The sequence below is a fragment of the Shewanella sp. A22 genome (assembly GCF_053850585.1).
Window position 1 is genome coordinate 1 of sequence record NZ_JBSQBN010000008.1, and the last position, 21,202, is coordinate 21,202.

General features: G+C 39.8%; 12 protein-coding genes. 6 read left to right on the forward strand and 6 right to left on the reverse strand.

What is annotated here, in order from left to right:
• Window positions 1-222: 222 nt before the first annotated feature.
• The 3 genes from ACWXWT_RS02845 to ACWXWT_RS02855 form a co-directional block, all read right to left on the reverse strand.
• Window positions 223-939, reverse strand: coding sequence for a 3'-5' exonuclease (locus ACWXWT_RS02845; RefSeq protein WP_456040108.1), 717 nt, complete (start codon window positions 937-939; stop codon window positions 223-225).
• Between the two features lie 17 nt (window positions 940-956).
• Window positions 957-2,834 (reverse strand): DUF294 nucleotidyltransferase-like domain-containing protein, encoded by a 1,878-nt coding sequence (locus ACWXWT_RS02850; protein WP_456040109.1) that lies wholly within the window; start codon window positions 2,832-2,834, stop codon window positions 957-959.
• 366 nt (window positions 2,835-3,200) lie between these two features.
• Complete coding sequence (locus tag ACWXWT_RS02855) at window positions 3,201-5,018, reverse strand: hypothetical protein (protein WP_456040110.1); 1,818 nt, start codon at window positions 5,016-5,018, stop codon at window positions 3,201-3,203.
• A 1,133-nt stretch (window positions 5,019-6,151) separates the two neighbouring features.
• On the opposite strand from ACWXWT_RS02855, the gene ACWXWT_RS02860 reads away from it, so the two are divergent.
• Window positions 6,152-6,577, forward strand: coding sequence for an Hsp20/alpha crystallin family protein (locus ACWXWT_RS02860; RefSeq protein ID WP_456040111.1), 426 nt, complete (start codon window positions 6,152-6,154; stop codon window positions 6,575-6,577).
• A gap of 102 nt (window positions 6,578-6,679) precedes the next feature.
• Here ACWXWT_RS02860 and ACWXWT_RS02865 read toward each other — a convergent pair whose 3' ends face one another.
• Window positions 6,680-7,651, reverse strand: coding sequence for a methyl-accepting chemotaxis protein (locus ACWXWT_RS02865; protein WP_456040112.1), 972 nt, complete (start codon window positions 7,649-7,651; stop codon window positions 6,680-6,682).
• Window positions 7,652-8,361: 710 nt separating this feature from the next.
• The gene (gene asnS / locus ACWXWT_RS02870) at window positions 8,362-9,762 is read right to left on the reverse strand and encodes an asparagine--tRNA ligase (RefSeq protein WP_456040113.1); all 1,401 of its coding nucleotides are present in this window, start codon (window positions 9,760-9,762) and stop codon (window positions 8,362-8,364) included.
• Window positions 9,763-9,942: 180 nt separating this feature from the next.
• On the opposite strand from asnS, the gene ACWXWT_RS02875 reads away from it, so the two are divergent.
• Window positions 9,943-10,278: a hypothetical protein gene (locus tag ACWXWT_RS02875; protein WP_456040114.1), complete on the forward strand. Its 336-nt coding sequence runs from the start codon at window positions 9,943-9,945 to the stop codon at window positions 10,276-10,278.
• A gap of 51 nt (window positions 10,279-10,329) precedes the next feature.
• On the opposite strand, the gene ACWXWT_RS02880 is transcribed toward ACWXWT_RS02875, so the two are convergent.
• Window positions 10,330-10,920 carry a CoA pyrophosphatase gene (locus ACWXWT_RS02880; protein ID WP_456040115.1) on the reverse strand — a complete coding sequence of 197 codons (591 nt, stop codon included), beginning with the start codon at window positions 10,918-10,920 and terminating at the stop codon, window positions 10,330-10,332.
• Window positions 10,921-12,005: 1,085 nt separating this feature from the next.
• Between ACWXWT_RS02880 and malQ the strand changes: the two genes are divergently transcribed.
• From malQ to ACWXWT_RS02900, 4 genes are read left to right on the forward strand one after another with little or no spacing between them, the layout of a single operon-like run.
• The gene (malQ, locus tag ACWXWT_RS02885; RefSeq protein ID WP_456040116.1) at window positions 12,006-14,222 is read left to right on the forward strand and encodes a 4-alpha-glucanotransferase; all 2,217 of its coding nucleotides are present in this window, start codon (window positions 12,006-12,008) and stop codon (window positions 14,220-14,222) included.
• A gap of 13 nt (window positions 14,223-14,235) precedes the next feature.
• The gene (glgB, locus tag ACWXWT_RS02890) at window positions 14,236-16,449 is read left to right on the forward strand and encodes a 1,4-alpha-glucan branching protein GlgB (protein WP_456040117.1); all 2,214 of its coding nucleotides are present in this window, start codon (window positions 14,236-14,238) and stop codon (window positions 16,447-16,449) included.
• Window positions 16,450-16,501: 52 nt separating this feature from the next.
• On the forward strand, window positions 16,502-18,601 hold the full coding sequence (gene glgX / locus ACWXWT_RS02895) for a glycogen debranching protein GlgX (protein WP_456040118.1): 2,100 nt from the start codon (window positions 16,502-16,504) through the stop codon (window positions 18,599-18,601).
• Window positions 18,601-21,117, forward strand: a complete 2,517-nt coding sequence (locus ACWXWT_RS02900) for a glycogen/starch/alpha-glucan phosphorylase (RefSeq protein WP_456040119.1) — start codon at window positions 18,601-18,603, stop codon at window positions 21,115-21,117. Before glgX ends, ACWXWT_RS02900 begins: the two co-directional genes overlap by 1 nt.
• The last annotated feature ends 85 nt before the right edge of the window (window positions 21,118-21,202 follow it).

Genomic DNA, 21,202 nt, shown 5'->3' on the forward strand with positions numbered 1-21,202 from the left:
GAATGTGTTATTTTTTATGGAAAAAAATAGACCATGCAGTCGTATTTTGAAAGCATCTAACGAAGCATAAAGGACTTTGAAACCCGCCAGAATGGAGTCTCTCAGGTATTCCACTTCTGTGTTACATTGATTTAAAAGGCAACAACCATTTCTACATCAATGTGCCTTGAATTGAAAAACCTGAGAGACTCTGAACTGACCAGATATTTAATGAGATTGGTATTATAACCATAATTTTTTAATCTCAGTGTCTGGACTAAAATGATACCTAATTTGAGCTTGCAGCAGTTCTGCAGTGGCTATCGCATCGGTTAAAGCATTGTGTGACGAATAGGCGGGCAAATTGTAACGTTCACGGCTGTTAGCAAGACGAATTGAAACGGGACGTTTTCTTTTAAAGGCATTCCATAACCCCTGAGATTTAGCTCGTTGCAAATTAGCCTCTATTTGCATGGTATCGATAACTGGAAAGATAATCCCTTCATCAATTAACTGGCGTAGTGTATGGTCAAGGAAATCTCGTTCGATGTGTCTATAATGCACCACGACAACTTTACCTGCCAATTCATCTAACAATTGTTCCAAAATCAATAAAAGGTCGGGTGCACCTTGTAAATCTGAATGGGTAATTCCATGAATAATAATCGAGTTTTCTTGTAGCTTATCTTGTGGATTGAGATACCACTCTTTTGCTTGGCGGCAATAAATTCGCTGTATATTAAATGGCACCAAACCAATACTAATAATGCTGTTCTGTTGTGAATCAAGGCCTGTGGTTTCAAAATCGAGAGCGACAAACTCGATATCACTTAATGGCGTTTCATTATGGTAAGTTCCCGTATTATAAAAATCGAGTAAGCGGCGATCTTTACTTTCCATTGCTTGTAATTTTAGAAAGGCTTCCCAATTTAAAATCTCTTGGTTATTGAAATTGTCCATGAGTTAACCTTTAACCTTTAACGTTTATTGGCATTGTAGCGATACTTTAAAAAGTTTTGTGCATTGCTAAGCACTAAAAAAGCATCTTTTAAGTTACGTCTTTCAAAATCAGACATGCTTTCTGGTTCAATATTATTATCAGGTTCGATGCCAGACTCTATATCTGTTGACTGATGTCGCAAACGTACTAAAGAAATAAGCTCCATTGCATGTTGTAAGTCTTCGCCCTTAGATGTGGGCAGAATACCGGCTTCGATAATATCTTCTAAGCGCTCAAAGGAGTTTTGCGATAACGAACCAATTGCCAAAGCGTGCACGCGAATAAGATCCGCCAATGGTGCCGTTCCACGACGCTTTAAATTGATAGAATTATTATGACGACCATCTTTTTCCATCACGAAATCTTTGAAAAATCCAAGAGGAGGGGTACGGTTTAGGGCATTGTGAGCTAAACAAGCTAAAAAGCGGTTATTTTTCTTGGCTTTACGACGAATAAAAGCATTTAATTGTTCTGCCCACTTAACTCGGCCATAGACTCCAGTCAGGTCAAAAAAAATAGAGCAATTCAATAATGCTTGAGGATTGGGGTTATCTATCCAGTCACCAAAACATTCTTCCCACTGCGAACGAGTTTTACGGTACTCAGGGTTACTGGCCATAATATCGCCGGTACAATAACTGTAACCGCAGGCGGCTAAACCATCACAAACAAAATTCGCTAGTTTTTCAAAATATTCACCGTGCAATGCTACTTTGTAGCTATTATCAAGAATGATGGCATTATCTTGGTCGGTCACCATGAGCTGTTCGTCTCGGGCCATTGAACCTAGTGCTAAAAAGCAATAAGGAACAGGTGGAGGACCAAACTTTTCTTCTGCAAGCTCTAATAAACGTTGTTTAAAGTTGCGGCCAATTTCAGACATTGCTCGTCCGACCATATGTGAATTGGCATCTTCATTAACCATACGCACAAAACAGTCTTTTAACTGTGCAGAAAGCAACACTAAATCTTCGCTGCTTTTTTGTTGGAAGATACTACTGACAAATAACAGACTATTTTGCGATTCGTAACGGATAATATCTGCAACTTCAATTAATCCGATCGGTTTTTTGTTTTTCAGTATAGGCAGATGATCAATATTATTCCGAAGCATGAGCAGCATTGCTTCAAAAATGTAAGCGTTGTGATCAAGTGAAACTAGGTCGGTAGACATGACTTGTGAAATGGGGGTATCAACACTTATTCCAGAAGCGACGACCTTAGCGCAAAGATCATGTTCGGTAATAATACCAACAAAACTATTTTCTTGTTTATCCTCACTATTAGGATCATTAATTAATACTGCCGAAATATTTTCTTCGGCCATGATTTTGGCAACATCTTGTATGCTGCTATTACAAGGAATAACCAGTGGTTCTCGTGTCAGTAACGTTTTTACTTTGGACGTGGTCAAAGCATTAGCATTATCTGTGTTGCCTTTTACCGCCTGTTTTAAACGGGTGCTATCCTCAACTTCAACAAAATCAGCAAAGTCGTCATAATGCTCGCACAACTCATTGAATACAGCTTCTGGGATACTGTATACAAGGGTATCTTTTACTGCTTTAGCAGGGAAGCGGACTTTATTATTAGTAAGTAAACCCATTTGTCCAAATAATTGGCCCTGATCAAGGCGATTATACAATTCACCTTTACGGCGATATAACTCAACAACCCCGCTGCGGATCATATAAAGTTCATGAATTCTGTCATTGAAATTAATAATCATACTATCAGTACGGTAATAAGAGATTTCAACACTTTGTGCAACCTCTAGTATTGCTTGTTCAGGAAGCTGATCAAAAGGGGCATGTTGAGAAATAAAGCTTTGAATTTCGAGGAGTTCAGCTGTCATTTATGGGCCTGCTATTTATCGATGACTGGGGCTTGTGATTATGTAATCTAAGCTCGGGATAATATGGCTTATTTATCCCATCCCTTATTCGAGTTGCGGTTATTTGTTTATTATACGAGTAAATGCCAGCATATGTGAGCGATAATTATTGGCCAATATATCGTTAGTATTCAGCTTTTAGAGTTGTTTACATAGGATGTGAGGCGAATAGTAAAAAACGTCGTATTATGGCATCAATTGTCGTTACCATTAAGCGTAAATTACACTGTTGTTTCAAGCCGACTTTCTTGCATTATTGCTGGCTTATTTGACGGCTAATAAGGTAAATCAGTCGTCAAATAAGCTTGATTAAGATGTGGTTAGACGTTATTTGTACTTAGCGAGTTTTTCTGCAACGTCTTCATTAATCATTTTGCGATTCATTTCAAATATTGGCTTTACCAATTCCCATGCGCGAGTGCTATTTGATTTATTCATTCGGCTTGTGATCGGGTAATCCATAAATAAAAGTGTAAAAAATGACAACAGACCTAAGCCCCAATGCTCTAATGAATAAGAGAACGTGGGTAGTGCGAAATGAGTTATTTGATATTGTGCGCTATTAATCACATCAAAGTTATAGCCAATGAATATCGCTAACACAAAATAAGCATAAGGTAGTAGTTGCTCAAGAATTGAGTTTTGTTGGTAATCGCGAATGTCGTAGGGTAATGAGCGAATATTCTTGGTAATATTATGAGCTATCATTCGATAGTTTGTAGGCTCTTGATGACCATGTTGAATGTTTTGATGAGCTAAAAATAAGTAATCACCCGCATCGAGTGTGCCGAGTATTTCAGAATAAACGGTTAGCTCTTCAATGTTGCCATCATGGTCTTCAACTAGCACCTTACCATCGATATCAACTTTGGTGGTTATTGTTGTGTGACTTGAATTAACGCTTGTTCCAACATAGCCACCAACAGAGTTACGTGTTTCCGTATAACTGACTTGAGTACTTGATGATGTGTTTTTACCTGCATATAGTGTACGGTCTAATACGCGATAAGTACGGGCTTCTGCGCTACATAAAAAATGTTCTGTGGTACCTAAAAATTTATGGTATTCAAATTTTTGTTCTGGTATATCGCATTGGTATTGCTTCATCAATGCCAATCTTTTGTCTTTAATAGATGTGCCGGTGGCATTGTTAAGAGGTTCTGGTGTGAGATCTGAAGTCTCCAGTGAATCTTGGTTAATGCTCTGCTCAAGTGGTTCTGTTTGCTGTGCAGTGCCACAAGAAAAACAATGTTTTAGATGTTGAGGAAGTCGTGTGTCACACGAGTTGCAGAATGCATCCGTGTCAGATTTTTTAGGGGAATGCTGGTGGTAGCCTAATTCTTTATAGGTTACATCCATCAGTGTTTCAATGACTTGATCATAAGCTTCAACAGTGGCGAAGTGTTGTTGCGCACGGGTAAGGTGGACATAATACCCAATGCCTCCCGTGATAGCACAAATGATTAACGCTATTTTGGGTGCGTCTTTAGAGTCTAATATGGGCACTAAATCAATGAGATCAGGAAAAGCAGGGCCCATCCAAATACACATGAATGCAATAAAGCCAGTTAAAAGAGAGACCATAAAACCATTTGCAAATGCTTTTACAATGGAGGGTTTAATTGGATTAAAATTTTCAGAACAGTTCTTTTTTGAATAACGAGTACCGTCTTGGTTATGAACAATAAATGCATCGGCTAATCTATTATTGAGCATATGACTAATACCACCTGGTGCAGGCATCGTAATAGTCAGATTAGTGGGTTCCAATATTGAAATGGCATCGCCAACGTGTACTTTATTTGCTGCTTGGCCATTGCCGTCAATGTTTAATTTAACGGTTTCCCCATTTTCAGTCTCAACCGTAATGAAGTTAAAGGCTTCTTCAAAGGTTTCTGTGGTGGAATCTTTATAGGTACCAGATTTAACCGTTTTGGATCGTGTATACAGATGGGTGTCTAATACAAGACCCGTAAATGTAGTGGTATTTGGGTAAAAAGGTTTGATTGGATCAAGTGCGTTGGGCTTTATTTTTTCTGCATTACTCAGTTTAGGGATATTGTCGAGTTTATTGCCGCAATCTGGACAGTGTTTATAGGTTGAAAAAATTGTTGTGTCGCAATGAGACATCATTCCTGTAGACATATATCATTCCATTATGTAAAAGCAAAATTGGGTAATGTTTTTTAGTTCTATAATTATTCGCTCAATAATTAAACAATTGCGACTTAGTTATTAAGAGCCATAGTAATGTTGTTATATATAACATAAAAGTGGTTGTGAGCAAGGTGAATGTTCACATATTAAGTCATTAATAGATAAAGTATTCATTTATCTAAAGTACTTTAGATAAAAATCATACTACCTTAAATAATAAAAAGTGTTCAATATTTACTATTGTTAACAGTGTAAAGATAATCGCTCTCTGTTAACTATCTGATTATATGGATAATAATCAACAGTGGCGATAAAGGGGGGCAACTGTTCGAATAGCATCAATTATATAATAATTAACTAAGTAAATTACTTTTTTCTAATATTAATTCTTTAATATGGTTATAAATAACCGTTTACTTAACCTTATAAGGAATAGAGGTGTAGAGGTATATAAGTATTATATTGTCAAATATTGTACTGAGCTTAATATAGTATTTATTGTTAAAAGTTTCCCTGTAATTACACGGATAAAACCACTATCACTCGATTTTTGAAATCGACAGTGATAAGTTGGTGTTGGTTGATTATTAATCGATTATAAACTCCATGAGTATGTTATTTACTGCATATTCCAATGTATTCTTTTAGTGAATAGACGCTACGGTGGCAGCCTTGTTATTCCCCATCAGCATTTACGTCAACCGAACACGCTTTATTTGATTGAGATTGTCTTTAAAAATGTCTGCAGTGAGATGGTAGGCGGGCGGTATCAATACCATTTGGCTTGACAGCGCTATTGTACGCTTTGCCTCTTTAATGCATTTTCCAATATCATTATCTCTAAGGTTGAGAAAGTATCATCTCCTTATTTTTATTTTTTTGACAGATTATCAGTAGCTTATGTTTTAATCGCTAGGGGTTACGTTGACTTTAAACGAGGTTATTTACTGAGCAAAAAATCATATAAGTATTACCTTACAATGGCAGTAATGTTTGATCTATATCATGTTGAGTGGATAATTTGACCGTTAAAATTGATAGGTCAGCTGAGGTTTGGCTAAGCGAATTAGCTAAAGCACTCAACTTTTTCAACCTGATTATTGATAAAAGGAGATTTTGTTATGAACATAATTCCTAAAAATTCACTATTTGATATGACGGACTTTTTTGGAAATTTCTATTACCCCACTCTTGAAAGTGACAGAGATTTGGACTTATTTAGCCCACGAGTCAACATCAATGAAAAAGAAGATCACTATGATATTACTGCCGATTTACCCGGTGTAGATAAAAAGGATCTTCAGGTATCACTTGATGGTGATGTGCTCACCATAGAAGCCACGACAACCAAAGAAAATGAAGAAACAGACAATGGACGAGTGATAAGAAAAGAACGTCGCTCTGGGAAATATGTCCGCCGTTTTACGTTAGGTGGCAAACCGAATGAAGAAGATATAAAGGCGTCATTTAATAATGGGGTGTTGCAGCTTCTTGTGCCTAAAATGGATGGAAAAACAGCTGAGAGCAAGAAAATAACCATATTATAAAAAATCGATATATTTTTTTTTGCTGTTCACGTATAAAAGCCCGCTTATTTAGCGGGCTTTTTATTTATATCACAGGTTAACTTATTATTTATCGGGGTAAAATCATATTTGAAACTGATTTATTTGTGTTCTGAGTTGCTGCGATAATTGATCAACTTGGACACTGGCTGCATGTGATTGTTCGGCATTGGCGACTGTTAAATGAGTTTCATCGCGAATATTCACAATATTACGGTTAATTTCGTCACTTACCGCAGTTTGCTCTTCTGCAGCGGTTGCGATTTGGGTCGCCATATTAGCGATAGTCGCAACTGACTGGGTTATTCTTGTTAATGCTTCCCCCGCCTGAGCCGCTTGTTTTGTGCTATTTTTTGCCTGTTGGCTGCTTGTTTCCATAACAGATACCGCGCCTTTCACGCCAGCTTGCAGTTCATCAATCATCTGTTGTATTTGATTGGTAGAATCTTGTGCACGTTTAGCTAAAGTACGTACTTCATCTGCCACAACAGCAAAACCGCGGCCTTGTTCTCCAGCTCGTGCAGCTTCAATTGCAGCATTTAATGCCAGTAAGTTAGTTTGGTCTGAAATACCCCGAATCACGTCTAAAATAGTGCCAATATTATTGGTATCGCTTTCTAATTTATAGAGTGCACTGGCTGCTTGCTCAACCCCTTTTGCTAGGTGATCAATTGAATCGATAGTTTGGCGAACAACCTTGTCTCCTTGTAGTGCTTGTGCATCTGAATCATGTGCTGCTTGCGTGGTAAATTGTGGCGCAAATTCAATCAGCTTATCGATATGGTGCAAAGCATCTTTCATACTATCAAGTGCTTCTGCTTTGGCTTCATCACTTTTAGTGGCGCCAACATCGGTTAAAAATTGTTGTATTTGTACTACATAATAGCGAGTATCTTTTAATGCAAAAATTGCATGTACTTGTTGTTCTTCACGTTCAACGTCCAAATGAATGCGATCTTGTTGGATACTCATCACCCAAGACAATAACGCTAACGCTGACAGCGTCAGTAAGATGGTGATTTGGAGCATTCTCTTAATCGAGAACGTAATATTCATATATAAAATACCTATAAATAATAAGGACTAGTGCTTCGATTGGTAATAGCATAGCGTGTTATATAATGTAAGTCATTTAAGCTTTTAGTCTTTTTAGATCTATCTCTAATAAATCTTTACATTTGTTAACGTTGAGTACTGTGATGTTAACGCTTCAATTTGTTAAGCAAGGGGAAATGGTTCACTGAAGTGAAAAAATGGTCGTAAGGCTTTTTTCTACATCAATTAACCTATACCAAGTTCAGTTATGTTCTTTAGGTTTATTGGTGTTTATCGGCTTAATATTATGAAATTATTGGAAACATTTACGAACGCGATGAGTTAGGCAGATGGGTTGGGATATCACTATCTAATAATACCAATCCTATTAACTATGTGATCTTTCAGCGGGAGTTCAAAGTGCTGTAGGCAAGGCAAATGATTGAAGCGAATAGTGATTTTATTTTGAAAGCATCTAACGAAGCATAAAGGACTTTGAAACCCGCCAGAATGGAGTCTCTCAGGTATGCCACTTCTGTGTTACATCGATTTAAAAGGGAACAACCATTTCTACATCAATGTGCCTTGAATTGAAAAACCTGAGAGACTCTGAACTGACCAGATATTTAATGAGATTGGTATAAGATTGGTATAACAAAAAAGATAAAAATTTATAACAAAAAACGCGCCGTTAGGCGCGTTTTGACAGTTTAAAATCATGATGGCGATAATTAGAAACTGGCTGAGCGTGGCGCACGTGGGAAGGGGATAACATCACGAATGTTGTTAACGCCAGTCACATAGGATACTAAACGCTCAAAACCTAAACCAAATCCTGAATGAGGCACGGTGCCATAACGACGTAAGTCTCGATACCACCAGTAATCTTCTTGGCTTAAATCCATTTCAGCTAAACGTTTATCAAGCACATCTAAACGCTCTTCACGCTGTGCTCCACCGATAATTTCACCTATACCAGGGGCTAATACGTCCATCGCGGCAACGGTTTTACCATCGTCATTTAAGCGCATGTAAAAAGCTTTAATGTCTTTCGGATAGTTTTTCACTACCACAGGGGCTTTAAAGTGTTCTTCAGCTAAGTAGCGCTCGTGTTCAGATTGTAAGTCAATTCCCCATTCAACTTGGAATTCAAATTTTTTGCCACAGTTTTTAAGGATTTCAACGGCATCAGTGTAATCTACTTGAGCGAAGTCACTGCTAACAAATGACTCTAAGCGTTGAATGACCGTTTTATCCACTCGTTCATTAAAGAAGCTTAAATCATCCATGCGTTCTTCAAGTACCGCTTTAAATGCGAACTTAAGCATTTTTTCAGCTAACTCAGCCGCATCATCTAATGTGGCAAATGCGACCTCTGGTTCAACCATCCAGAATTCTGCAAGGTGGCGAGTGGTGTTTGAGTTTTCTGCACGGAATGTTGGTCCAAAGGTATATACTTTAGACAACGCACAAGCATAGGTTTCTGCGTTTAATTGACCCGATACGGTTAAGAATGATTCTTTGCCGAAGAAGTCTTTATCATAATCCACTTTACCATCGGCAGTGCGAGGTAAATTTTCCATGTCTAATGTTGACACACGGAACATTTCACCCGCACCTTCACAATCAGATGCAGTAATTAATGGGGTCGATACCCAAATAAATCCTTCTTCATGATAGAAGCGGTGAATGGCTTGCGATAAACAGTTACGTACACGGGCTACAGCACCAATAATGTTGGTACGTGGACGTAAATGGGCAAGTTCACGTAAATGCTCAATTGAGTGGCGTTTGGCCGACATTGGATAAGTGTCTGGATCGTCAACAAAGCCTGTTACTACAATTTCAGATACTTGTAGTTCAAATGCTTGCCCCGCACCTGGCGAGGCGACTATTTCACCAGTCATTACGACAGAGCAGCCAGCAGTCAATTTCAATACATCGTCATTGTAATTGGCTAGGCTATTTGGCACGACACCTTGAATAGGGTCGAAACATGAACCGTCATAAACGGCCAAGAAAGAGATACCCGCTTTTGAATCACGACGAGTTCTTACCCAGCCACGGACAGTGACTTGCGAACCAACGGCGTGTTCACCTTTAAATACAGAAGCGACAGATGCAATGCTCATTGTTGCTTTATTCTCCAACGTATCGAATATAAATAAAAAATTGGGGTTTATCTTACCTTGCTGGTGGCTTTTCTCAAGCTGAAAACGCTATTCTATAGTGATTATTGTGATACTTTTAAGTAAGTCGGTTAAATATATGGCGAATTAGGCTTATATTCTCTCGTTAACCAAGGAAAGACCATGTCACGTTTAGGTATTATACAAGTCGTGTTGACGATTTTGTCGTTGTTAGGCTGGAGTTTAGCAATATACGCGTTGATTATATTTGGTGAAGCAAGACCCGATCGCGCAGTAGGCTATTTTTTGAGTAAAGGGGTGTCAGTACGGTTAAACTGGGATCCAACATTAACCATTCAGTTAGAACATCTCATTTGGTGGTGCGCGGGCATTAGTTTTCTTAACTTATTAGTAAACTTCTATGCAAAAACAACCGAAAGAATTGGTTTTTGGGTCAATATTCCATTGTTGTTTTTGGTGTCACTGTCTGCGGGTTTATATATTCGCTACGTAGTATAAAGCAAAGTACAGAAGAAACACTTTTGGGGTTCGTTTGTTTAAGTGCAATAATTAACTACTCTGTGACTCATTAACGTCTACGTGCCTACACAACAGATCAATGATGGCAGCGGTTACGCCCCAAATAAATTTGTCTTCAAATGGCATAAAATGCACTTGATAATGTTCGCCGTGGCGGTAATAGAACATTTTATGATGGTTACTGCGCTCGATAAAAAACTTAAGCGGCACTGAAAAACAGTCATCGACTTCTCCTGGATCGAGTACAAGTTGAAATGGGTGTTTTACCATTGCCACAACAGGAGTTATCTCAAATCCTGTAAATGTTTTATGGGGCGGGAATACGCCTAACACATCAACATTTTTTGGTGATAAGCCAATTTCTTCGTGGGCTTCCCGAAGTGCTGTATGGATGCTATCAACATCTTCTGGCTCAACTTTACCCCCTGGAAAACTGATTTGTCCTGGATGATGGCGTAAATGCATTGGACGCCGGGTTAATATGAGGTGCAGTTGTTGTTCTATTTCAATAACAGGAATTAATACCGCAGCTTGGCGGCCAAGATATGATTGCGGCGCCGAGGGGATGCTCGAACCCAAACGATGTAAATTATAGCGTAAGGTGAACTCGTGTTTATTCATTATTTTTTATATCCATTTATACCAATCTCATTAAATATCTGGTCAGTTCAGAGTCTCTCGGTTTTTCAATTCAAGGCACATTGATGTAGAAATGGTGTTCCCTTTTAAATCGATGTAACACAGAAGTGGCATACCTGAGAGACTCCATTCTGGCGGGTTTCAAAGTCCTTTATGCTTCGTTAGAAGCTTTCAAAATACCACTGCATGGTCTATTTTTTCCATAAAAAATAACACATTCCCACCATCCATGGCGGTCAGATACTGGAGGTAGAGTAACGCAGGAGCTTGTTACCGAGGATCACTATTCGCTTCAATCATTTGCCTTGCCTACAGCACTTTGAACTCCCGCTGAAAGACCACATAGTTAATAGGATTGGTATTAATAGGTTATTAGGTGTTAAATACTCGGAAATGAGTGTCGCCCAATGACCCATTAAATCAAGCCTGAACCAGCCTATCAGAATGCTCAATTATTTGTGAATTTTGTTTTGTACCCGTTTAATGGTTTCCACAAATACTAATTATCTACACAGTAACCTTCGTCATAATAAGTATAGGGACTGTTGATCTACAAAGGTTGTTTTTACAGCGAATTATTGGTCATTACTTAAACATGAGCGACAAGACAGAGGTTTTGTTGTGTCGTTATTCTACATTAAAAGCCGATAACGCAGTAGAAATGACCACAAACGCTGCCTGACGGGGCGGCTAAAAACATTTTACTCTTAGTTAGGTGCATCTTCTCGAAGTGATAGTTGCTTAGATTGCTAGGCTGCAATCAACTCGCCTTGATTAACACGTTTTTATCTCGAAAAACATTTGACTTGCAAAGTTCAACAGCTCCAAGTGACTTTGATTGCTTAATTGCACCATTTTGTGACCTATGCACGGTTATCGTGCGTAAAATGCTCCTAAAATGATTGAGTGTTCAAACATTCCCGCGTTAACAATAATGGATAAGTGATTGATTTTTATTCAATCGTCGTTGTCATTTTATTGCCATTAATCTGTCTTCAATTTGTTATGATTAACTGGCATGTTAACTGCTGGAATTAATGCAGTTAATCATCGCGAGGAAGACAAATATGGGACTGGAGAAGTTGCTATATTTGCAAGGCGTAGGGGCAGAATTTATCGATTGTTTCGGTAATGTTGTTCATATACCCGCTAAGGACAGACAGGGTATTTTAACCACTATGTTGTTGGAACCATCGTTTTATCAACAACTCCAGAAAACGAGTTTGTCGACATTAAGTGCACAATCGTTAACGGAACATTATTTATCACAACAAAACATTGTCGCTAGAATTGAGCAACTTGATGTGTTGCCTTGGTTGATGCCGCTGCATCAATTTCAATGGTGCTCTATCGATAAGCCTTATGTTGAAATTTATCTACCTGATAATTATTTATTTCCTTTTGTGGTGACCATCAGTGGCGACAACATTGATACCACTTCGATAAATGTTCATGTAAGCGACTGCATTATAACGGGGGAATATCATGTTAATGAACAACGATATTGCCAATATCGATTATTGCTAGATAAACCACCGCGACATGTTGGTTATCATCAAGTTAGCCTAGCGTTTTTGAATGACCCCGCAAGAACTGAGATTCTACACGGACAATGGATGGTTGCGCCTTCTATGGCCTACCAGGGGCGTTTTGAACATAAGCCAACTGGTAGTAGAGAAGCGTGGGGCTTGAACGCTCAACTGTATGCATTACGTAATGATGCTCAGTGGGGAATAGGTGATTTTGGCAATTTAGCTGAATTGATTGATTACGCCGCTAATGCAGGGGCTGATTTTATTTTACTTAATCCACTGCACGCGTTAGATGTCGGCCAGCCAGACAACCCAAGTCCATACAGTCCAACAGATCGTCGTCGGTTAAACCCGTTATACATTCAAATTGAAGCCGTTTATGAATATAACGCCCTTAATGGGGAGTTATTATCACAAAAATGGCAGCAAAAAAGGCTTGTGTTGAATCAAACCCCTTTGATTAATTATGAAGAAGTTCAAAGCCTAAAATATGCAGCCTTTGATAAGTTGTATCAAGTCTTTTGTTCACACCACATTAAATACGAAACGCCGAGATATAAAGCCTTCTTAGCGTTTGTTGAACAAGATAAAGCAGCGTTAATGCAGTTTGTTGATATTGAAATAAAATTAGCATCTAAATATGTTACCAAAGATGCCGATTTCTATTTGTATCTGCAATTTATTGCCAATGAACAATTACAAGCGTGTCAACTCAATGCTAAGCAGTGTGGTATGAGTATCGGGCTTATTCGTGATTTAGCTGTGGGAGCGGTGAGCCATGGTGCCGAAATTATTGCGAATGCCGATTTGTTTTGCGCTAACGCCAGTATCGGAGCGCCTCCAGATCCTTTTGCTGAACATGGACAAAATTGGGGGTTAACACCCGTTGATCCTGTTAAATTGAAACAGAATGACTTTAGCCATTTTATTCAGTTACTTAGAAGTAATATGCAACATTGCGGTGCGCTGAGGATTGATCATGTTATGGGCCTGCTACGTCTATGGTGGTGGCCATTACAAGAAGAACTTGGCAATGGCAGTTATGTTTATTATCCGCTTGACACCTTATTAGCGATTGTTTGCTTAGAAAGCCAGCGTGCACGTTGCATTATTATTGGCGAAGATTTAGGCATAGTACCACCCGAAATTGTTTCGCGTTTACGTGATGCAGGTATTTTTTCGAATGAATTATTTTATTTTTGTAAAGAACATCATGGCTTTAAAGCGCCTAAAGACTATAAGCGTCAAAGCTTGATGATGCTTGCTAATCATGATGTGCCAACACTTGCTGCATGGTGGACTGGCGCAGATTTACGCTTAAGGCGTCAACTGGATTTAATTGAAACCGATGACAAGTTACAAGTCGTTATGGCCCAGCGTCAGCAGGAAAAGCATCAATTAATTGATTTGCTAATACGTGAACACGGGTTTGAACTCTCTGACCCCACGGCATCCGTTGATCAATTAGATTTTGAACAAGTGTTGCTGGCATGGATAAGCGTTGCCGCCAAAGGAAATGCCCAATTGTTTAGTGTCCAGCTCAGTGATTTGGTGGCGGATAAGCATGGCGTCAACATTCCTGGAACATGGAAAGAGTTTCCAAATTGGCAGCGCCGGTTACCTATGTCAATTAAGCAAATGTCTCAAAGCCCTAAAGTGCAGCAACGCCTCAACACTATTGGTTCTGCGAGAAAATTACGTAACAAGACTAGCACTGCAGCTCCTTATCCATCCGATAAACTTGCCTATTAATGGATTATTGAATATGACTTTAGCGACCCCGTATTTTCAACAAGGTAGTGAAATAGCCTTATTAAATGGTGAATACACAGATGTGTTTTCGCTACTAGGAATGCACAGTATTAATGACGGTAAATCTTTAGTTGTCCGTTGCTTGCTTCCTGGTGCTCTGAGTATTGATGTACTGAGCGCCAAAGATCAGCGAAAAGTCGCGACACTTGAACAAGTAAACCCGCAGGGCTTATTTGCAGGAAAAATGGGCCGTCGAGTTAAGCCTTTTCGGTACTTATTACGGGTGCAATATCCGTTGTGTGAGCAGCTTATTCATGACCCATATCAATTTGATAGTTTATTGAACCCTGATGATGTGTATTTGTTTGGCGAAGGAAGTCAATTGCAAACCTACCGATTCCAAGGCGCTAATTGGCGCCAACATCAAGGGATCAATGGCATCCACTTTTGTGTTTGGGCTCCTAATGCTAAACGAGTGGCCGTGATAGGTGATTTTAATTTATGGGACTCTAAGCGTCATACATTGCGTCATCACCCCGCGAGTGGCTTGTGGGATATTTTTATAGCTGATGTCGAAGCAGGGCAACATTATAAATTTGCTATTTACGATGTGCATGGTCATGAGGTTATTAAATCTGATCCTTATGCTGTTTCGATGCAGCCATCGCCCCATAATGCGTCAATCATTCCGAACCCCGATGGTTATGATTGGCACGATTCACAATGGTTAACGCATAGAGCCAATCAACATCCTCATGCACAACCCATGTCAATATATGAAGTGCAACTCGCCTCATGGCGTCGTACCGGTGAAGATGGCCACGGTTATACCGATTACTCACAGCTCATTGCAGAGTTGGTGCCATATGTTAAAGAAATGGGTTTTACTCATTTGCAATTAATGCCGATCAGTGAGTATCCATTTGATGGATCTTGGGGGTATCAACCCGTGGGGTTGTTTGCGCCAACTTATCGATTTGGTGACGCAAATGGTCTTAAGGCGTTTATCGATGAATGCCATTTACAAGGTATTGCAGTATTGCTTGATTGGGTTCCCGCGCATTTTCCTCGCGATCCTCATGGCCTTGTACGGTTTGATGGCAGCTGCTTGTATGAACATGAAGACCCTCGTAAGGGAGAGCAACCTGATTGGAATACCTTGATTTATAACTATGGTCGCGCAGAAGTTCGCAGTTTTTTATACAGTAACGCTTATTACTGGTTAAACGAATTTCATTTTGACGGCTTACGCCTTGATGCCGTGTCGTCCATGTTATACCTCGATTACAGCCGTAATGCAGACCAATGGATCCCCAATGAACTCGGTGGGCGTGAAAACCTACAAGCCATTAGTTTTTTACAAGAGTTAAATGCGCGTATGTATCAGTGTTTCCCTGGCATTAACATGATTGCTGAAGAATCAACGGCTTGGCCTGGCGTGACCCAAGCCACGAATAATAATGGCTTAGGTTTTGGTTTTAAATGGAACATGGGATGGATGAACGACACGCTTCGTTATATCAGCTGTGATCCCCTCTTTAGACGTTATCATCATGGTGAGCTGACATTCAGTTTAGTGTATGCCTTTACTGAGCAATTTATTTTGTCTCTTAGCCATGATGAAGTGGTTCATGGCAAGGGATCTTTATTGCATAAAATTCCCGGAGATGATTGGCAAAAATTTGCCACATTACGCGCCTATTATGGCTTTATGTGGGCACATCCCGGCAAAAAACTGCTGTTTATGGGGAATGAGTTTGCACAACGTAATGAATGGAATCATAACCAAAGCCTTGATTGGCATTTGCTAACCTATGCACCTCATCAAGGCATTCAAGATTGGGTGCGCGATCTCAATCAATGCTATCAGCAATATCCAGCATTATATCAACTTGATCACCATAGTGACGGCTTTAAATGGCTCGACTGTAATAATGCCGATGACAATATTTTAGTTTTCTGCCGCTTAGATGCCGATAAGCAACCTGTGGTGATTGTTGTCAATATGTCTCCAGAGGTTTATCACGGTTTTAGAATAGGACTGCCCACTGAAGACCACTATAACGAAATACTCAACAGTGACCACCGTCATTATGGTGGTAGTCATGTGGTGAATGACGGGACTTATAAAGCTGAAGCAACACCATGGCAAGGAATGCCTCAAAGCATCGTTATTACTGTACCACCGTTAGGTTGCAGCATTTGGGCTCCCCAACAGGTTGAGTAACAAACGCAACAGATTGTAATGACATTAAGGTTTTATTTCACAAGGGCATGTTATGGATATGACTAGCGGTTATGCTTATCCACTTGGGGCGACAATTGATGACAACGGGGTTAATTTTTCGTTGTTTTCGGCTCATGCCACAAAAGTTGTGTTGTGTATTTTTGACCCCACAGGCAGTGTAGAGTTGGCGCAATATATCATGCGTCATCAAACGCGACAAATTTGGCATTGCCACTTATCTGGCGCTCAAGCGGGGTTATTGTATGGGTATCGAGTTTTTGGGCCTTACCAGCCTAAACTTGGCCACCGATTTAATCATCACAAATTACTGCTTGATCCTTACGCCAAAAAATTAGTTGGCGAAGTAACCTATCACCCTGCGCTTTATGGTTATGATATCGAGGCCACCGATGAAGATTTATCATTTGATACTCAAGACAGTGCACCTTACATGCCCAAATGCGAGGTGTTAGACAGTCGATTTGTCAATGATATTCCAATTGCACCACTCAACATTAGTCTGGCAAAGAGCATTATTTTTGAAACCCATGTAAAGGGTTTTTCTCAACAACATCCCGATATTGAATCGTTGCAACAAGGAACATTTGCAGGGTTAGCTAGCCAACCCATCATCGACTATTTACAAAACTTGGGGATAACCTGCATTGAGTTATTACCTGTACATGGTTTTTTTGATGAACCTTTTTTAGTCCAAAAAGGCCTTAATAACTATTGGGGTTATAACAGCATTGCTTTTATGGCTCCGCATTCAGCTTATTTATCAGATAAAAGCGATATTGGCGAATTTAGACGAATGGTCTCTACACTTCACCTTGCTGGGATAGAAGTGATCCTCGATGTGGTTTTTAACCATACAGCAGAAGGAAACCATTTAGGACCGACGTATAGCTTTCGTGGTATCGACAATGCCAGCTACTATCGGCTATTACCTAATGAAAAACGTTTTAACATTAACGATACTGGTTGCGGTAATACTTTTAATCTTAATCACCCGCAAGTGTTGATGCTGGTGATGGACTCATTACGATATTGGGTTGAGGTGATGGGAGTTGACGGATTTAGATTTGATCTGGCCAGTTGCCTAGGCAGAGAGGTGTATGGCTTTGATCCTGGGAGTGGCTTTTTTGATGCCATTACCCAAGATCCTGTTTTGTGCAAAGTGAAGTTGATAGCTGAGCCTTGGGACATTGGCCCTGGCGGATATCAGTTGGGTAATTATCCGGTAGCGTTTAGTGAATGGAACGACCGTTATCGTGATGCGATGCGTCGATTTTGGCGCGGCGACAGTGGCTTATCGCCCGAGTTTGCCAAGCGATTCCACGGTTCCAGCGACTTCTTTGAACATAACGGTCGTGGTCCTGCCGCCAGTATTAATTTTATTACCAGTCATGATGGTTTTAGTTTGCATGATCTTGTGACTTATCGTGATCGACACAATTTGGCCAATGGTGAAAATAATCGTGATGGTCATCAAGAAAACTGCAGTAGCAATTATGGGATTGAAGGTGAATGTGACGATGCAGTAATTAATGCGATTCGATCTCGTCAAAAACGCAATTTGCTAACGTGTTTGTTGTTATCTCAAGGTGTACCGATGTTATTAGCTGGTGATGAGTCTAGCCAAACTCAACAAGGTAATAATAATGCCTATTGTCAAGATAACCCTATTGGTTGGTTTGACTGGCAACACATAGATTGGGCATTAGTCAATTTCACCGCGCAGTTAATCAGTTTGCGAAAACGCTTTCCGATGCTGTGCCACCAAGCTTTTATTCATAAACCCGAGGCGTTATTTGATAACGGCTTAGCGTGGTTTAACCGCCAAGGTCAGGTGATGAACAAATCCCATTGGGGTGAGTACCAAACCCGCACCTTGAGTGTCATTTTAACGGGTAATTTAGCGCATGCTGATGTAGGTGCGGTTGCAGAAAGCACCGAAGCATTGTTGTTGATGATTAATACGGACGAATTAGCACATACTTTTACTCTGCCGCAATTACCCCACCTTCGATATTGGCATTGTTTATTACATACCCAAGACAGTGAGCCTACAGTGGATGAGGATCAGCAAGTCAGTTTAATGAGTCGAAGTTTAATGTTATTTCATACCGAGTTTACAAGGAGCAATTGATGACCACAGCGACAGATAACGCAAGTGGCAGTATCAGTAAAACCAATCGTAAAGCTGAAGTCACTGCTGAAGTAGTAAAAGATGAGCAAAACTGTTCTCATGAAGAACCTTGCGACAGTTTAAAGGCTTTATTAGCACGACATATGCGCTATGAGTTATGCCGAGATGAGCATGATAAACATGAACTGTTTAATGCCTTAGCACAAAGTGTTAAAGAGCAAATGCTTGATGACTGGCGTCAAACACGGCTTAAGGATAATCAATATCAACAAAAACAAGTGGCTTATTTATCTCTTGAGTTTCTGATGGGCCGAGCTTTAGGTAATGCATTGTTAAGCTTAGACATTACCGAGGATGCACAACAAGTGCTCACTGAGTACGCTACTAACTTAGAACATATTGAACAAGTCGAACATGATGCCGGCCTAGGTAACGGTGGCCTTGGACGCTTAGCGGCTTGTTTTCTTGATAGTTGTGCAAGTTTAGATTTACCAGTTACAGGCTATGGTATTCGATATCAATACGGTATGTTTGTACAAAAAATAATAGATGGGTATCAGGTAGAACGACCCGATCGTTGGTTGCGAAATGGTAATCCTTGGGAAGTGCGTATTTCTAATCATATTGTTTCTGTGCCTTTTTATGGCCATACCGAAACTCATTCTTTTAAGCAAGGACATCGACATCATGTATGGGTTAACACTCAAAAAGTCTTAGCAATTCCATATGACATGCCCATTCCCGGTTTTAAAAACAACCGTATTAACACTTTGCGACTGTGGAAAGCGGAAGCCAATGATGATTTCGATTTGGCAGAGTTTAACGAAGGTGATTATGCAGAGGCTGTAGCGACTAAAAACTTAGCTGAACAAATTACGATGGTGTTGTATCCCAACGACGCTAGCGTTAATGGTAAAGAGTTGCGATTGAAGCAACAATACTTTCTTTCGTCAGCCAGTTTACAGGATCTACTTGCCCGTTATGTTGACAAATTTGGTGAAGACTTTAGTCATTTTAGTGAGCTTAACGTACTTCAGCTTAACGATACTCACCCAAGTATTGCCGTACCGGAATTGATGCGACTGCTGCTTGATCAATATGGTTTAAGTTGGGAGACCGCTTGGGCAATTACAAGTCAGTCGATGGCGTATACCAATCACACTTTATTGCCAGAAGCATTAGAGCGTTGGTCTGTACCTATGATGAGAAATATGCTGCCTCGTATTGTCGAAATCATCTTTGAGATTAATTCGCGGTATTTAGAGTTGGTAGCACATCATTGGCCTGGTGATATTCAAAAACTGACTGATATGTCAATTATTGAAGAGGGCGATGAACAACAAATACGTATGGCCTATCTAGCCATCGTTGCCAGTTTCTCGGTTAATGGCGTGGCTGGATTGCATACTCAGTTACTCAAAGAAGGGTTATTTAATAACTTTTACCAATTATGGCCGCATAAATTTAATAACAAAACAAACGGTGTTACCCCAAGACGTTGGTTAGCATTTTGTAATCCTAAATTATCATCGCTGATTTGTGAACGATTAGGCGATGATTGGATCAATAATTTGTCACGTCTAAAGGGGTTGAATGGCTGTATAAATGACAAGGCATTTGTTAAGCAATGGGCTCAAGTAAAATTTGAGAATAAACAAGCATTAACTAAATTTGTAAAACAACAGTGTGGCATCGAATTTGATCCTACGATGATGTTTGATGTGCAAGTTAAGCGTGTTCATGAGTACAAACGTCAACTGCTGAATATCTTACATGTCATCCATTTATATCGTCGAATTTTAAATGGCGATACTCAAGATATGGTACCACGTTGTGTCTTAATCGGTGGCAAAGCTGCACCTGGCTATGCGATGGCAAAACAAATCATTAAATTAGCCAACAATGTCGCCCATATGGTCAATTCTGATCCGCTGGTTACGCCATATTTACGCATGGCATTTTTACCTAATTACAACGTCAGCGCGATGGAGAAAATCTGTCCAGGTACCGATTTATCTGAGCAAATATCAACAGCGGGTAAGGAGGCTTCAGGCACTGGCAACATGAAGTTTATGATGAATGGTGCCCTAACAATAGGAACGTTAGACGGAGCCAATATTGAGATGCTTGAAGAGGTTGGTCATGAAAACTTCTTTTTATTTGGGTTAAATGCGAGTGAAGTGATGCAAGCTCGAATGAATTACCAACCTCAACAAATCATCACTCGTTCACCCGCTCTGCAAGGGGTAATGAACATGCTAAAAAGTGGTCATTTCAATTTGGTTGAACCGGGGATTTTCGACAATATTCTAGCGTCGATTGTCGACCCCAATGACCAATGGATGACGGCCGCTGATTTTGACAGTTATTGCCTGGCACAAGAGTTGGTGGCAAAAACGTATCTTGATCAAGATAACTGGCAAGAAATGAGTATTAGAAACACGGCTGCTAGCGGTCGTTTTTCAAGTGATAACACCATAGCGGGTTACCGCGATGATATTTGGATGAAAAAGTAATACAGGGAAAGTGATGTAATGCCACTGAATAAGATAAATCAGAGATTAATGTTTATTTATTAATGGCTAATTAACTAGCAAAATG

Excerpts from the sequence above, each read along its gene's own strand:
- ACWXWT_RS02845 (WP_456040108.1), bottom strand. The coding sequence starts at position 939 with ATGGACAATTTCAATAACCAAGAGATTTTAAATTGGGAAGCCTTTCTA.
- ACWXWT_RS02850 (WP_456040109.1), bottom strand. The coding sequence starts at position 2,834 with ATGACAGCTGAACTCCTCGAAATTCAAAGCTTTATTTCTCAACATGCC.
- ACWXWT_RS02855 (WP_456040110.1), bottom strand. The coding sequence starts at position 5,018 with ATGTCTACAGGAATGATGTCTCATTGCGACACAACAATTTTTTCAACC.
- ACWXWT_RS02860 (WP_456040111.1), top strand. The coding sequence starts at position 6,152 with ATGAACATAATTCCTAAAAATTCACTATTTGATATGACGGACTTTTTT.
- ACWXWT_RS02865 (WP_456040112.1), bottom strand. The coding sequence starts at position 7,651 with ATGAATATTACGTTCTCGATTAAGAGAATGCTCCAAATCACCATCTTA.
- asnS (WP_456040113.1), bottom strand. The coding sequence starts at position 9,762 with ATGAGCATTGCATCTGTCGCTTCTGTATTTAAAGGTGAACACGCCGTT.
- ACWXWT_RS02875 (WP_456040114.1), top strand. The coding sequence starts at position 9,943 with ATGTCACGTTTAGGTATTATACAAGTCGTGTTGACGATTTTGTCGTTG.
- ACWXWT_RS02880 (WP_456040115.1), bottom strand. The coding sequence starts at position 10,920 with ATGAATAAACACGAGTTCACCTTACGCTATAATTTACATCGTTTGGGT.
- malQ (WP_456040116.1), top strand. The coding sequence starts at position 12,006 with ATGGGACTGGAGAAGTTGCTATATTTGCAAGGCGTAGGGGCAGAATTT.
- glgB (WP_456040117.1), top strand. The coding sequence starts at position 14,236 with ATGACTTTAGCGACCCCGTATTTTCAACAAGGTAGTGAAATAGCCTTA.
- glgX (WP_456040118.1), top strand. The coding sequence starts at position 16,502 with ATGGATATGACTAGCGGTTATGCTTATCCACTTGGGGCGACAATTGAT.
- ACWXWT_RS02900 (WP_456040119.1), top strand. The coding sequence starts at position 18,601 with ATGACCACAGCGACAGATAACGCAAGTGGCAGTATCAGTAAAACCAAT.